The following is a 13,697-nucleotide window of genomic DNA, read 5'->3' as shown; positions in this document are numbered from 1 at the left end:
CGCACTGCTCACTGTACGTCGAACGCCCGCTGAAAGGCGGGAACGTTGATCTCGGTCATCTGTTCGAGGTACCCGTACCCCGCGTCGTTCCACTCGCGGGTCGTCCCCCCGGCGGACGAGACCGGGACCGCCTCGCTGGCAGTGCTGTTCTCGACGATCGACTCCGCGAGCCGAGACGACTCGAAGCGGTCGTACAACACCGCGTCGATCCCCTCCGAATTCACGAGTTCGATCGTGTCGGCGATCTCGCCTTGCGTCGGCTCGTTCTGCGGCGAGACGCCGACGGGCGAGTGGAGCCGGAACCCGTAGCGCGCCTCCGTATACTGGAAGGAATTGTGCCCCGCCATGACCGCCACGTCGCGCGCGGCGTTGTCGGCGATCGACCGGAAGGCGGCGTCGACTTCCTCGAGCTCCTCGGCGTACGCGGCCGCGTTGTCGGCGTAGTCGTCGGCGTTGTCCGGGTCCGCCTCGGCGAGTCCCGCCGCGATCGTGTCGACGACGTCGGCGGCAAGCACCGGATCGACCCAGACGTGGGGGTCGTACCGTCCCTCGTCGTCGTGGCCGTCTTCCTCCCCCTCCTGGTTCCCGTGGTCCCACTCGAGCAGGTCGTCTTCCAACCCGGCGAGCCCGTCGATCACGGCGACCGTGTCGTAGTCGTCCTCGAGCGTCGCGGCCAGATCCTGCGCCCACGAGAACTCCGGGCTATCGAGGTAAACGAACGCGTCCGTGGAGGCGACGTTCGCGGCGAGGTTCCCGTCCGGCGTCCAGCCGTGACCGAGCCGTCCCACGTCGACCGGGTCTTCGAAAGTCGCGTGGTCGCCGGCGACCTGATTCGCCCAGTCGGTGAGGGTGAAGAAGGCGGCGTAGCCGGCGTCGAACTCGCCGGAACCGCCGGCCGTTCCGTCCGAGCACCCGGCCAGCGACGCCGTTGCTCCAGCCACTGCGAGTCCGGCCCCGCGCCGCAGCAGCGATCGTCGTGAGTGAGTCATAGCGATCGCTACCGCGGATTAACAGAAAAAGGTTGTTATTTCACAACTCTAAATTAATAACTCGACCGTCGAGAGCGTCGACGGTTACCAACTCGACGGTCGGAATCGCAGGCCGGCGTCAGCGATCATTCCGTGAGGTCGACGACAGACGCGTCGGCGAGATCTGCGAGCGTCTCCGGGTCGATCGCGAACACCGCACTGGGCGTCCCCGCCGCGCCGTAGACGGTGTCGTACTCCGTGAGCGTCGGATCGAAGACGGTCGGGATCGCGGTGTCGTGGCAGATCGGGGGCACGCCGCCGATACTCCAGCCGACGACCTCGCGAATCCGCTTCGGGTCCGCCATCGCGGCCGATCTGGCGCCGAAGTGCGCCGCGACCGCATCCAAGTCGAGTCGGTTCGCGCCGCTCGTGATCGCTGCGACGAGTCGCTTCTCGTTGTCTTCACCCACCTCGCCCGAGAGCGACACCACGATGGTGGAGGCGATCGCCGCGGTGTCACAGCCGACAGCGTCGGCAGCCGCGGCCGCCGTCTCCGTCCCCGCGTCGAACTCCGACACGTCGAGATCGACGCCGTGTTGGTCTCGCGCCCGCTCCGCGAACTCCGTCACGCGCTCGTGCATGGAGACACCCGAGAGCGGATCCGACATCAACCCCTCGAATGCGGTACTATCCGAGTCGGTCGAAAAGTGAGGACCGAACCCTCCCGCCGCGTCACCGCGTCCGCAGTTCGTCTTTGTCCTTGATCACGCGAGCGTCGCCCTCGCCGGACGTGACCTCGTTGACGAGGTCGTACAGGTCGTTCTGGAGTCCGGCGGGGAAGGTGAGCACGCCCACCCACGAGCCGTCGTTCTGCCACTCCTCGCGTTCGAGGTCACCGAACTCCCGTATCTGGGCCTGCCCGGAGCCCGCGTAGTCGGAGGGGAGCTGAACCGCCATCGTCACCTCCTCGAAGCGGATCGGGATGACGGGGCGGAGCGCCTCGAGCGCGTCGTCGACCTGGTTCTCGACCGGCTCCATCGGGTCGATCTGAAAGCCCGCCTCTTCCAGCGCTCGCTCGATGCGCTCCGGCGGGTGCGGCGAGTCGTCCATCTGCGGGTTCACCGCGTTGCGCGTGATGGTGGTGACGAGCTGGTTGTGCTTGCGTTCCATCATCTCCTCGCGCTGCTCGGCGGTGATCTGGATCTCCCCGCGCTCGACGATTTGGGGGATGATCGACAGGGGGTCTGTCGTTTCGAACACCGTCTCCAGGTCTTCCTCGGCCGGGCGATCGCCGCGAGACGCGTTCTCGAACACGTCCTCTGCGGCGATTACGTCCTCCAGGTCACCCTCGAACTCGCCGCGTTTCATCGCGAGCGCGGCGTCGGGATCGATCAGCACCTCGAACCGTTCGCCGTGCGACTCCAGTCGGGCCGTCACGGCCTCGTCGAGCGATATCATACCTCCCGCTACCACCCCTATCGTGAAAAAGCCTCCCGCGACGTGCCGCGAGTCGGACTGCCCCGCCACGGGTCGCAACTCATCTCCCGGCCGACGGGCGCTCGTCCGTCCACTCGTCTCGACAGGACTGCGAACAGAACTGTCGATGCACCGCGTCTTCGCCGTCGACCCACGTCACCGTCCGTCGACCGGTTCCCAGCGCCGGCTCTCCACAGGTGACACAGCGCGGCGCGGACTCCTCGTCGACGTCCTCCTCGAGGTCAGATGTCGGATCTACCATACCCGTCCGTACGCCTCCGGACACTTGAACCCGCGAAGGGCGGCAGTTCTAGCCGAGCGGCTCGGGCTCATCGACTGACGTGACGGCCGTCGCTCCCCACCGTTCGCCGCCCGCCGTCGGCCTGACCGTGCCCCCGTCGCGTCCCGGTCGACGCCGGGGTCTGTGAGGGGTGTTCGACCGAGATCTCGGTGTTCGCCGCCAGGTCGGTCAGGGTCCGCTCGCGGCCGTCCGGCCACCGGACGTCCGCCCGAATCGGGGTCGCGCCGCCGAGCCCGAAGTGCGCCACCGGCTCCGTCTGACAGAGGCAGCCGCCGCCGGCGTCGACGGTGCGTCGCTGGTCGCCGTCGGCCGTCTCGAGTCGGATCACTGCCCCCCGCGCCGGTGCCCCGTGGCGCGTCGTCGGTCGGATACGAACCCACCCCTCGACCGTCGCATTCGGGTCCTTATATACCGAGATCGGCTGACCCGCGACCTCGCCGTGGACGACGATCAGTTCGAGGACGCCGTCGCCGTCGATGTCGGCCGCGACCGCGCCGGTCCCGAATCCGTCCGGCTCGGCAGCAGGTCCGGGGTCGATACGCTGCCAGCACGCGTCGTCGGTGTCGCGCTCGCCCTCCCGAGCGAAGAGTCGGTTCGGCTCTCCCGAGGCGTTGAAGAACAGCTCCTCGCGGCCGTCGTTGTCGAAGTCGGCGGCGACGACCGTTCGAACGCGGCCCGTGTCGCGGAGCGCGGGCGGAGCCGCATCGGCGAACCGGCCGTCGCGCGATTGGCGGAGGAGGCGGTTCGGTCCCCCCTCGTTGCCGACCGCGAACGCGAACCGGTCCCCCTCGTCGACGAGCGCGGCTCCGCGCGTGTCACCGGCCGGATCTGAGAGCGCTGCGCTGCCGTCGGCGCGGTCGTAGTGGCCGCCCTCGTTCCGGAACAGCCGGTTCGGGCCCCGCTCGACGCCGGCAAACAGGTCGCCTTCGCCCGAGCAGTGTGGGACCGCGAGCAGCGACCGACACCCGCCGTCGACCTCCAGCCCGACCGCGTCGGCCATGTCGGTGATCTCACCGTCGTCGCCGATCTCGTAAAAGGCGAGCGGGGCCGCGTAGCCGGAGACGGCGACCCCGTAGCGCCCGGTTCCGAGCCGGTCGAGCGCGGCGACCGACCGCCCGGCGCGCACGTCGAGCCGGTCCGCGTTCACGTCGAGCGCGAACAGGTCGGTCCAGCGGTAGCGCTCGGACTCGAGCCTATTTAAAAGGAGGTCCGGGTCACCGCCGCCGTCGACGCCTTTGGCGCAGTTGTGGACGTACACCTCTTCGCAGCCGTCGGCGTCGAGGTCGGCCGCGCACACACCCATCCCGTGTCTGGTCCCGTCGGCGACGATACCACAGGCCGTGTCGACGAATCGGTCGCCGTCGCGGGCGTACAGCCGGTTCGGCTCGCCGTAGCCAGCGACGAACACGAGCGGCCCCTCCCGGCCCGGCGTCACCGCGACGCCGTAGCCCCGAACCGGGTCGTCGTCCGCAACGAGTTCGGACCGCTCCGTGAACATGGCCGTCCGTCACCGCTCGGGGGATAAGAACTCACGGGTCCGCTCGGTCGCGGTTTTATAAGTCTACTCGCGGTCGAAGGCGAGCGATGGCGGAGCGCTGCCGGCCGCTTATAAACAGCCTCGCTCCGTGTCGCGCTAGCCGAGGATAAACACGAACAGCGCGACGCCGGCGGCGAGCGTCAAGAAGAGGACGCTCCGACCGATCCCGGTCCGAATCTCGATGTCGATTCCCACGCGCGAGAGCGCCTCTCGCGGGTGCATCCCGGTCCACTCGGCGGCCGCGATCGTACGCATTACCGCGCGGTCGACGGCGGCCCACAGCTCGGTGACGCCCCAGATCGACCCGCGAGCGAGGTAAAACGCCGCGGGGTACGTCACGGCGTCCGCGTCCGGCATCCGGTGGGCGAGCCAGCCGAGCGGGCGCTTCAGCGCGAAGAAGCCGACGAAGCCGGTCACGAGCAGCGCGGCGCTCTCGGTCAGGTGGCTCGTGCTGTAGGGGTGGAGCTCCGGCGCGACATCGGCCGTGAACGGCATCAGCTCGACGAGGTAGCTGTAGGTGAGCGGCGTCCCGAAGAAGACGCAGGCACCGCCAGCGAGCACCATCCCGGCCGTCTGGAACGTCGTCGCGTCCTTCGGCGACAGCGTCGCCGAGCCGTGGAAGAACATGTAGTAGCCGAGCTTGATGAACGACATGAACGTCCCCACGCCGCCGAGGATGAGGAGCCACCAGAGCAGCCCCTCACCGAACAGCAGCTCGAAGTTGTGGACCTCGTGGGCCGAGTCGATCACCATCCCCTTCGAGATGAACCCGTTGAACCCCGGAACGGCCGTAATCGACGCCGCGCCGACGAGGTACAGCAGGAAGGTGACCGGCATCACCCGCCAGAGCCCGCCCATGTCCCTGATGTCCTCCACGCCGGTCCGGTAGATCACGACGCCGACCGCCATGAACAGCAGGCTCTTGTAGAGGACGTTGTTGAACAGGTGCGCGAACCCGCCGGTCACGGCGAACTCGCCCACGTAGGTCGCGAGCCCGAGCCCGGCCAGCATGTAGCCGACCTGCGCCTGGATGTGGTACGACAGCAGGCGGCGCGGGTCGTACTGTAACAGCGCGAAGAACGCGCCATAGACCGCCATGAACCCGCCGAGGTACGCGAGCCACATGCCGCCCTCGGGGAACGCGCGATACATCACGTACACTGCGGTCTTCGTCGTGAACACAGAGAGGAACACCGACGCCGCGACGTGCGGGCGCGGGTAGGTGTCCGGCAGCCACGTGTGCAGGAAGATAAACCCGCAGTTGACGCCGATCCCGATCGCCGCGAGCAGCGTCGCGGAGGCGTGGATTCCGACCGTCGACGAGAACAGGAATATCTCGGCGGCCGGCACGGTGCCGAGCATCGACGCGCCGTGGACGACGACCGCTCCGAGCAGGAACGTCCCGCCGATCCCGTGGAACAGCGCGTAGCGGTAGCCGGCCCGCACCGCGGCCCCGCCGTACTGCCACACCAGCAGCGTCGAGGTGACGGCCATCAGCTCCCAGAAGAAGATCAGGGTGAGCCAGTCGCCGGCGTAGATGGTCCCCAGCGTCGAGGAGACGTACACCATCGCGAACGCGGTCACCCACTTCGGTGCCTCGGTGCCGTACGCGTACAGCACCGCCGCGGTCGCGAGGAAGCCGACGACGACGCCCATCAGCAGTGAGAACTGGTCGACGTTGAACAGGACCACGTCGAAGCCGAACAGCTGCGTCGCGACGTGTGCGCCCGTGCCGCCGTCAGCCAACAGCACCGCCTGCGCGAAGGTGAACGCCGTCGCCAGCGCGGCCGCCGCGTGCCCGGCGCGGCGCGGGAGCCCGAGTACGAGGAACGCCGCCGCCGCGAGCACGACGTACGGCGGGAGCGAGGTGAGGACCGCGTTCATGGCCGCATCACCTCCTCGGGAAGCCGCGTGTCGACGATGAGCTCGATCAGCTCCAGGAAGCCCATCTCGTAGGGGATCACGCCGAGCAACACCGCGAGGCTCATCGCGGTGAGGATCGGAGCGAGCGTGAACCACGTCGACTCGCGCCCGCGGAGGGCGTCGAGCCCGTCGATGTGGCGCCAGCCGCCCACGGGCGGGCCGCCGGCGTGGTCATCGTGGTCGTCGTGGTGGTCGTGGTCGTCTTCGTGGTCGCGGTCGTTTCCGTGACCGCCCTCGTGGCTGTCTCCGTGGCCCCCATCGCGGTGGTCGTCGTCCCCGTCGCCAGCGCGGCCGGCGTCGACGCCGCCAGCATGACCCGGTTCGACGGCATCGCCGCCGCGCCCCACGCCGAACGGCACGTCTGCGTCCGAGGGGCTCGAGTCGACCGCGTAGTCGCCGGTGTCGACGCGCTCTGCGGGCTCGGAGAAGTCGCGATCGCTCGTGTTGAAGTCCGGGCGGACCACGCCCTCCTCGTCGGTCGGGAGGTCGTCCATCTCCGCGTCGGGGATCTCGGAGTCGTCGGGGAGTTCGGCGTCGTCGCCCGCGGGAGCCGCGTCCCCGGCGTCGACCGCCGAATCGCCTTCGGCGCGCTCGACGACCTCGTCGATGTCGGACTCGTCGTCAGCGGTATCATCGTTTTCGTCGTTTTCGTCGTCGCCTGCGTGGCCACCGTCGTCACCTGCGCGGCCCCCATCGGTCGCCGCGTCGTCACCTGCGCGGCCCCCACCGGTCGCCGGCAACGTCGACCGCGACTCCCCGCCCATCCGGAAGTCGACGAGCGGCTTCGCGTCGTGGGCGTCTTCGGCCTCGAAGAAGGCGGTGTAGATCACCGGCCAGAAGTACGCGATGTTGAGGACGCCCGAGAGCAGCAGCGCCCCGACGAGGTAGTAGGCGACCGGGGTCAGCTCGGCGCCCATCCGGATCCCGCCGATCAGCATGTAGTACTTGCTCACGAAGCCGGCGAGAAGCGGGATCCCCGCCATCCCGAGCGAGGCGACGGTAAACGCCCCCATCGTCAGGGGCATCCGTTTCCCGATCCCCGCCATCTCGGAGATGTAGTCGGTGTGCGTCGAGACGTGGAGGTTCCCCGCACAGAAGAACAGGGTGAGCTTCATGAACGCGTGCGCCGGGATGTGCAACAGCGCGCCGACGAGCCCGTACCAGCCGAACAGCCCGAGCCCGAGGATGATGTAGCTCAGCTGGCTCACCGTCGAGTAGGCGAGCCGCTGTTTCAGGTGGTCCTTTCGTAACGCGATGATGGAGGCTGCGGTCAGCGTGATCGCGCCGATGGTCGAGAGGACGAGCCCGGCCGAGAAGCCGAAGGGAAGCGAGAGGTCGAAGACCAGTTCCGGGCCGAACACGTCGAGGACGACCCGCGAGACCCCGAACGCGCCGGACTTGACGACCGCGACCGCGTGGAGCAGCCCGGAGACGGGCGTCGGCGCCACCATCGCCTCGGGGAGCCACTGGTGTAACGGCATGATGCCGGCCTTGACGCCGAACCCGATCGCCAAGAGGAAGAACGCGAGCATCGCGAGCCCGGGGTCAGCGTTGGCGAGCTCCTCGATGCCGCCCGCCGTGAACGAGACGTTGCCGGCGATGAGGTAGACGAGGGCGGTTCCGGCGAGCACGAGGACGCCGCCGCCGAACATCGTGTACGCGAGGTACTTCCGGCCGGCCGCGCGGGCCTCGTCGGTCTCGTCGTGGGCGACGAGCGGGTACGTCGCGATCGAGAGAATCTCGTAGAAGACGAAGATCGTCACGAGATTTCCCGCGAACGCGATCCCCATCGTCGCCGACAGCGACACCGCGAACGCGGCGAAGTACCGGGTCTGGTTCGTCTCGTCGTTGCCGCGCATGTAGCCGATGCTATAAAAGGAGGTGACGATCCACAGGCCGCTCGCGAGGAACGCGAACAACATTCCCAGCGCGTCCGCGCGCAGCACGAACTCGATGCCGCCGGGCAGGAACGCCCCGAGCGAGGTCTCGAACACTGCGCCGTCGAGGACGGCCGGGAGCATCGAGGCGACGATGGCGAACTTCGCGATCGCGGCCGCGATCGTCCAGCCCTCGCGGACGTTCGGGGAACGGTACGACGCGACGATGAAGAACGCCGCGACGAACGAGACGAGAACCGCCAGTAGGGGTCGTAGATCGGTGATTGGAGCGTCTATCATGCGAACACCTCCGTGAGGAACGGATCGAACCACTCGAACAGCGCGTAGCCGGCGAAGCCGAGCGCGATCGTCGTCAGCGCCGCGAAGATCAAGACCGTGAGCGACGCTGGGGGGACGCGGTCCGGGACGAACCGCGACTGGGGCGCGTCGTCGACGGGCACGAGGGGGCCGTTGGCGGCAGCATCGGCGTCATCCGCGGATTCAGACTCGCGGCCACCGTCGGCCGCGACGCCGTGGTCTCCCCCGGCGTGACCGTCCGAGAGCCCGACGCCGGCGAAGTAGAACTGCTCTATCACCCGTGCGACGTACGAGAGGGTGAACAGCGTGCTGATGAAGATCACGGCCGCGATCCCGATTCCGGCGGGGTCACCGCCTCCCATGCTCGACTCGACCGCGCCGACGCCGATGTACCACTTCCCGAGGAAGCCGATCGACGGCGGGATCCCGACGAGGCCGAGCCCGAGCAGGACGATCGCTCCGCTCGTGTAGGGTGCGGACCGGGCCGCACTTGCGAGCTCGTCGAGTTCCCGGGCACCGTAGCCGAGCGCCAACAGGCCGATCCCGAGGAACAGCCCGAACTTTAACAGCCCGTGGCCGATGAGGTGAACGATCCCGCCGAGCAGCGCGGTCTCGTTCGCCAGTGCGACCGCGGCGACGATCATCCCGAACTGGGCGACCGAGGAGTACGCGAACATCCGCTTGAGGTCGGACTGCATCGCCGCGAGCGCGGAGCCCGCGAGGATGGACGCGCCGGCGACGATCAGCATACCCGTCGTGATCGCGTCGTTGGCCGCGAGGAAGTCGACGGTGAAGACGGTGTACGAGACCCGAATCAGCGCGTACGCGCTCACGGTCGACACGAGCGCCGCGACGATCGTCGTCACCGCGTCCGGCGCGCGCTGGTACGCGTCCGGCTGCCACGCGTGGACCGGGAACACGGCGATTTTCAGTCCGAGCCCAGCGACGATCAGCGCGTAGCTCGCCCGGATCAGCGGGTCGGCGTAGCTCGCCTGCTCGACGATCTGCACCTGCATATCGATCATGTTCAGCGTCCCCGTCGCGAGGAAGGCGTAGCCGACGCCGAGCAGGTACAGCGAGGCGCCGACCGTCCCCACGACGAGGTACTTCAGCGAGGCGTACGCGCTCGCCCCGGACCGGTCGGCCGCGATGAGCGCGTACGTCGAGATCCCGACGATCTCCAAGAACACGAACATGTTGAACAGGTCGCCCGTGAGCACGAGCCCGGTGAGCCCGCCGACCAAGAGGAGGTAGCCGCTGTAAAACGAGTTGCCCCGCGGACCGGCCACCCGTGCGAACACGAGCGTTGCCAGCGAGACGGCGGCGACTAAGCCGAGTACCGCGACCGACAGCTCGTCGGCCACCAGCTCGATCCCGACCGGCGGCTGGTAGGTCCCAAGCGCGTGCGAGAGCGCACCGTTCCGGGCCACTTCGATCCCGATCGTCGCCGCGAGGCCGGCAAGGGCGGTCGTCGCGACCGCCGCCACCGGCCAGCCCGCGCTCTCGTACTTCAGCCCGAGCGCGAGCGGAAGCGTCGCCGCGACGAGCGGGAGGGCGATGGCGACCGGCAGGAGCACGTCACTCATCGGCCTCACCCCCGTCGCGTCCGCCAACCGCCGGGCGCTCCGGCAGCGATCCCTCATCGCGCAACAGGTCTCGGAGCACGTCGGTGCGGAGCGTCCCGTACTCGTCGTAGATACGGATACAGAGCGCGAGCCCCACCGCAGTGAGGCTCACACCGACGACGATGGCAGTGAGCACGATCACGTGCGGGAGGGGGCTGACGAACGTCCCCGTCTCGGCCGCGCCCTCGGGAACGATCGGGATCGCGCCGCCTTCGACGTACGCCGAGGTGATGAACAGCAGGAATATCGCCGTCTGGAACAGGTTGAGGCCGATAATCTTCTTCACGAGGTGGGGGTTAGCGATCATCATGTAGAGCCCGATACACAACAGCAGCGCGAACGCGACGTACGAGTGCCTCGTCGCCAATACGTCGAGCGCAGCGGTGGTCGCGGTCCCGGACGCGAGGGCGGAGGCGAGACCGGAAGCAGAGCCGATCGCGGCGATGAGCGCGCTCGTCATCGGTCACCTCCGGTGTCGGCCGCGTCCTCTTCGAGGGAGCCCCGCTCGTCGATCGACCCGTCATCATCGAGGGCGCCGTTTCCGAACCCGTCTCCGTCGGAGTTGAATCCTCCTGCAAGCAGGAAGAAGAGCCCCATGAGCACGCCGCTCACGATGGGCGCGATCCCGACGATCTCCACGCCTTCCATCCCGTACTTGACGGGATCGAGGATCGGGATCGGGAGGAGGTCGTACTGGAGGAACGCCCCGCCGAGCGCGACCGGGACGAGCCCGATGCCGGCGAACGCGAGCGCGCCGCCGACCGCGAGCGCGACGACGACGGTGTTCGCGAGCCAGTCGCGCGTCGCCTCGATACCGAACGCGAACGCGATCATGAACACCACGGCGGCCATGATCGCCCCGCCCTGGAACCCCCCTCCCGGGGAGCCGCTCCCGTGGAAGGTGATGAAGAGCCCGTAGGTGAACGCGAACGGCGTCACCACCTTCACGGTCGGCATGATTACCTGACTCTCGGTGAAGGGGTGCCTCCGTCGCTTCTCGGCGTCGAGCCGTCCCGACCGAGAGGCGGCGCGGTGCGGGGGACGCTCGGAGTCGGCGTCGTCCCGTCCGTCTGTCGGGGCGTCGGAGGGCACGTTCGCCTCGCTGTCTCCGGTCGAATCGGTACCTGCGTCGGTCATGTCGGCGTCGTCGACGGTGTCGGTCATGTGAACACCTCCCGGTGGAGCACGATCAGCGCCGCGATCCCCCCGGCGAAGACGACGACCGCCTCGCCGAAGGTGTCGAACCCGCGGAACGCCGCCAGCACGGCCATCACGGTGTTCTCGACGTGAGTCTGTGCGTACGACTCCGCGAGGTACCACTGCGTCACGTCCGGGTTCGACCAGATCGGTGCGTCCGGCGAGCCGATCGCCGGGATATCACCCATGGTGAGAAGCAACCCGGCGAACAAAATTCCGGCGGCGCCCGCAGCGGGGAAGTTCACCGACTCGAAGACGGCGTCGTGGTCGAGCCGGGTCGTCTTCGCGAGCGTCAACAGCAGGAGAACGGTCGTCACGCCGGCGGAGATCGCTGCCTCCGTCAGCGCCACGTCGGGCGCGCGGTAGAACGTGTACAGCGCGGCCATCCCGAGGCTGTACGCCCCGAAGACGATGACCGCAGCGAGCACGTCGCGAGCGAACGCGGTGGCGAGCGCCGTGAGCACGACGAACGCGAGCAGACTCGCCTCGATCGCGGTGACTTGGGCGACGACCTGGGAGACGGGAGCGGGGACCGTCATCGGCGCTCGTCCCCCTCAGTCCACGGCACGGTGCCTTCCTCGAAGGCGGCCCGAGCGATCGCGTGGGCCGCCGTCGGGTTCGTCACGAAGATGAAAAACAGCAGGAGCACGCTCTTGACTCCGGCCGCCTCCAACCCGATCGCGAGCGCGACCGCGGCCAGTCCGAAGCCGGCGCCGAGCGTGTCCGCCTGCGAGGCGGTGTGTGCCCGGGAGTACACGTCCGGGAGCCGGAGCACGCCCGTCATCGAGACGAACGAGAAGAACAGTCCGAGCAGCGTGAAGACGACGACGAGCGCCACGCGGGCAGTTCCGAGGGCCTCCATCACAGCACACCACCCCGCTCGACGGTGAACTTCGAGATGGCGATCGCCATCAGGAAGTTCAACAGCGCGTACACTAAGGCGATATCGAGGAACGTCGGCTCGGAGAGCGCGGCGCTCAGGATGGCGAGGATCACGACGGTGTTCGTCCCGAGGACGTTCACCGCGAGCACTCGGTCTTGCATCGTCGGACCCTTCACGGCCCGGTAGAGCATCCCGATCGCGAGCACGGTGAATCCCGCGGCCGCGAGGAGCAGGAAGTCGCCGACCGTGTAGCCGGCGACGAGCGCGGTGTCGACGAGGCTCACTCGTCGCTCACCTCCGTCGTCTCGTGGGCTTCGCGGGTCTCGGTATCCTCGTCGCCCGATTCTGTCGGCGAGTCATCGCCACCAACCGGAGTCGCTCCGCCGTCGGCGGCGGCGATCGGTAGCTCCTCGGTCGCGTCGGGCCCCTGCAAGATCGCGCAGTCGTCGCGCTCACGGGGAGACGGGAGTCGTGCGGACGCCCGTCCGTAGTAGACGAACCGCGTCCAGCGCTCGAGGGAGCCGTCGAAGAGCCCGTCGCGGGCAGACGGGATGAGCGAGTGGACGTACAGATCGCTGTCGCGGGCGCGAACCGTCAGCGTCCCCGGCGTCAGCGTGATCGAGTTCGCGAGCGTCATCAGCGGGAGCCCGCTGCCGACGATCACGCGCATCCGGTTCATCGTCGGCTCGATCGGGAGTCGCGGGTCGAGTATCACGCGGGCGACATCGATGTTGGCCTTGATGATCTCGAAAAGGAGGACGGGGACGTAGATCACGCCGCGGAGGATTCGCATCGGCGTCCGCCGGACTGTCGGTTCAGTGTCGATACTGACGCGAGAGAGGGTGATCGAGACGATCGCCGCCGTCGCGAGGCCGGTCACCCAGTCGAACCAGTAGAGCGGGTCGCCGAGCACGAGGTAGAACGCGAGCGACACCCCGAACATCGCGACGAACCGCTTTCCGGTCGCCTCGCTCCGGAGCCGCTCTCGCCGCGTCGGTCGCGTCACCGGCGCCGTCTTGACGGTCAGCGAGGTGCCCGACAGCGCGAACTCCAGCGGCTGCAGCAGGGTGGTGTTTCCGACGGGCGTGTACTCCGGATCGAGAAGGACCGCGTCGGCGCCGTGCGTCTCTGCATAGGCGGCAAGCACCCGGACGTAGTCGTCCGGTCCGAACAGGTACTCGTCGGCGCCGATGACCTCCGTCACGACTGTTATCGGCGGGCGCTCTCCGTCGAGGTCGTCGAGGTCGGAGTTCGCCCACGCCTCAGCGCGTTCAAGGACACGCTCGGCTGACGACGCCCGATCGTCGCTTCCGGGGTCGCCGTTGCGCCACGACGCGATCTCCACGAGGTGGATCGTCGAGAAGCCGTCGTCGGCCGCGGCCTCGACAGCGTGTGCGACCGTCGCTCGCAGAGTCGGTGTCGGTTCGACGGGCACAACGAGCCCCCCGGCCGGAGCGGGCGAGGACTCGCCGGTGTTCTCGGGGGTGCCCGCCTCGCTGCCGGCGGCCTCGCTGTCGGCGGTACCGCGATCGGCGTCGGTGTCAGCCACCTACTACACCTCCGACGGAACCGGGTCTCGCCGTCTCTATACA

14 protein-coding genes are annotated in these 13,697 nt (G+C 68.4%); all 14 read right to left on the bottom strand.

The window, feature by feature from the left end:
• Positions 1-8 precede the first annotated feature (8 nt).
• The 14 genes from ACNS88_RS03335 to ACNS88_RS03270 all read right to left on the bottom strand — a co-directional run bounded on the left by ACNS88_RS03335 (position 9) and on the right by ACNS88_RS03270 (position 13,654).
• Positions 9-989 carry a metal ABC transporter substrate-binding protein gene (locus ACNS88_RS03335; protein WP_435093891.1) on the bottom strand — a complete coding sequence of 327 codons (981 nt, stop codon included), beginning with the start codon at positions 987-989 and terminating at the stop codon, positions 9-11.
• 125 nt (positions 990-1,114) lie between these two features.
• The gene (locus ACNS88_RS03330; RefSeq protein WP_435093889.1) at positions 1,115-1,609 is read right to left on the bottom strand and encodes an aminoacyl-tRNA deacylase; all 495 of its coding nucleotides are present in this window, start codon (positions 1,607-1,609) and stop codon (positions 1,115-1,117) included.
• A 91-nt stretch (positions 1,610-1,700) separates the two neighbouring features.
• A complete protein-coding gene (locus ACNS88_RS03325) occupies positions 1,701-2,426 on the bottom strand; it encodes a ribosome assembly factor SBDS (RefSeq protein ID WP_435093887.1) in 726 nt (241 codons plus the stop codon).
• Between the two features lie 79 nt (positions 2,427-2,505).
• Positions 2,506-2,706 carry a DUF7576 family protein gene (locus tag ACNS88_RS03320; protein WP_435093885.1) on the bottom strand — a complete coding sequence of 67 codons (201 nt, stop codon included), beginning with the start codon at positions 2,704-2,706 and terminating at the stop codon, positions 2,506-2,508.
• A 67-nt stretch (positions 2,707-2,773) separates the two neighbouring features.
• Positions 2,774-4,243, bottom strand: a complete 1,470-nt coding sequence (locus ACNS88_RS03315; RefSeq protein WP_435093883.1) for a CRTAC1 family protein — start codon at positions 4,241-4,243, stop codon at positions 2,774-2,776.
• Positions 4,244-4,378: 135 nt separating this feature from the next.
• Positions 4,379-6,166 carry a Na(+)/H(+) antiporter subunit D gene (locus ACNS88_RS03310; RefSeq protein WP_435093881.1) on the bottom strand — a complete coding sequence of 596 codons (1,788 nt, stop codon included), beginning with the start codon at positions 6,164-6,166 and terminating at the stop codon, positions 4,379-4,381.
• Positions 6,163-8,382 (bottom strand): cation:proton antiporter, encoded by a 2,220-nt coding sequence (locus tag ACNS88_RS03305; RefSeq protein ID WP_435093879.1) that lies wholly within the window; start codon positions 8,380-8,382, stop codon positions 6,163-6,165. Before ACNS88_RS03305 ends, ACNS88_RS03310 begins: the two co-directional genes overlap by 4 nt.
• Entirely contained in the window at positions 8,379-9,986 is a 1,608-nt protein-coding gene (locus ACNS88_RS03300) for a proton-conducting transporter transmembrane domain-containing protein (RefSeq protein ID WP_435093877.1), read from the bottom strand. Before ACNS88_RS03300 ends, ACNS88_RS03305 begins: the two co-directional genes overlap by 4 nt.
• A complete protein-coding gene (locus ACNS88_RS03295) occupies positions 9,979-10,485 on the bottom strand; it encodes a cation:proton antiporter subunit C (protein ID WP_435093875.1) in 507 nt (168 codons plus the stop codon). The genes ACNS88_RS03300 and ACNS88_RS03295 overlap by 8 nt, the downstream gene beginning before the upstream one ends.
• Positions 10,482-11,189 (bottom strand): MnhB domain-containing protein, encoded by a 708-nt coding sequence (locus ACNS88_RS03290; protein WP_435093873.1) that lies wholly within the window; start codon positions 11,187-11,189, stop codon positions 10,482-10,484. Before ACNS88_RS03290 ends, ACNS88_RS03295 begins: the two co-directional genes overlap by 4 nt.
• Positions 11,186-11,761 (bottom strand): DUF4040 domain-containing protein, encoded by a 576-nt coding sequence (locus ACNS88_RS03285; protein ID WP_435093871.1) that lies wholly within the window; start codon positions 11,759-11,761, stop codon positions 11,186-11,188. Before ACNS88_RS03285 ends, ACNS88_RS03290 begins: the two co-directional genes overlap by 4 nt.
• On the bottom strand, positions 11,758-12,084 hold the full coding sequence (gene mnhG, locus ACNS88_RS03280; protein ID WP_435093869.1) for a monovalent cation/H(+) antiporter subunit G: 327 nt from the start codon (positions 12,082-12,084) through the stop codon (positions 11,758-11,760). The genes ACNS88_RS03285 and mnhG overlap by 4 nt, the downstream gene beginning before the upstream one ends.
• A complete protein-coding gene (locus ACNS88_RS03275) occupies positions 12,084-12,389 on the bottom strand; it encodes a cation:proton antiporter (RefSeq protein WP_435093867.1) in 306 nt (101 codons plus the stop codon). The genes mnhG and ACNS88_RS03275 overlap by 1 nt, the downstream gene beginning before the upstream one ends.
• Positions 12,386-13,654, bottom strand: a complete 1,269-nt coding sequence (locus tag ACNS88_RS03270) for a monovalent cation/H+ antiporter subunit E (protein WP_435093865.1) — start codon at positions 13,652-13,654, stop codon at positions 12,386-12,388. The genes ACNS88_RS03275 and ACNS88_RS03270 overlap by 4 nt, the downstream gene beginning before the upstream one ends.
• Positions 13,655-13,697: the final 43 nt, after the last annotated feature.

Source organism: Halorubrum shenae (assembly GCF_051194165.1).
Taxonomy (GTDB): Archaea; Halobacteriota; Halobacteria; order Halobacteriales; family Haloferacaceae; genus Halorubrum.
This window is presented reverse-complemented; position numbering and strand designations above follow the sequence as displayed.

What these genes read in the sequence shown, in the direction of transcription:
- ACNS88_RS03325 (WP_435093887.1), bottom strand. Translation starts at nt 2,426, where the DNA reads ATGATATCGCTCGACGAGGCCGTGACGGCCCGACTGGAGTCGCACGGC.
- ACNS88_RS03290 (WP_435093873.1), bottom strand. Translation starts at nt 11,189, where the DNA reads ATGACCGACACCGTCGACGACGCCGACATGACCGACGCAGGTACCGAT.
- ACNS88_RS03330 (WP_435093889.1), bottom strand. Translation starts at nt 1,609, where the DNA reads ATGCACGAGCGCGTGACGGAGTTCGCGGAGCGGGCGCGAGACCAACAC.
- ACNS88_RS03300 (WP_435093877.1), bottom strand. Translation starts at nt 9,986, where the DNA reads ATGAGTGACGTGCTCCTGCCGGTCGCCATCGCCCTCCCGCTCGTCGCG.
- ACNS88_RS03295 (WP_435093875.1), bottom strand. Translation starts at nt 10,485, where the DNA reads ATGACGAGCGCGCTCATCGCCGCGATCGGCTCTGCTTCCGGTCTCGCC.
- ACNS88_RS03285 (WP_435093871.1), bottom strand. Translation starts at nt 11,761, where the DNA reads ATGACGGTCCCCGCTCCCGTCTCCCAGGTCGTCGCCCAAGTCACCGCG.
- ACNS88_RS03335 (WP_435093891.1), bottom strand. Translation starts at nt 989, where the DNA reads ATGACTCACTCACGACGATCGCTGCTGCGGCGCGGGGCCGGACTCGCA.
- mnhG (WP_435093869.1), bottom strand. Translation starts at nt 12,084, where the DNA reads ATGGAGGCCCTCGGAACTGCCCGCGTGGCGCTCGTCGTCGTCTTCACG.
- ACNS88_RS03315 (WP_435093883.1), bottom strand. Translation starts at nt 4,243, where the DNA reads ATGTTCACGGAGCGGTCCGAACTCGTTGCGGACGACGACCCGGTTCGG.
- ACNS88_RS03310 (WP_435093881.1), bottom strand. Translation starts at nt 6,166, where the DNA reads ATGAACGCGGTCCTCACCTCGCTCCCGCCGTACGTCGTGCTCGCGGCG.
- ACNS88_RS03320 (WP_435093885.1), bottom strand. Translation starts at nt 2,706, where the DNA reads ATGGTAGATCCGACATCTGACCTCGAGGAGGACGTCGACGAGGAGTCC.
- ACNS88_RS03305 (WP_435093879.1), bottom strand. Translation starts at nt 8,382, where the DNA reads ATGATAGACGCTCCAATCACCGATCTACGACCCCTACTGGCGGTTCTC.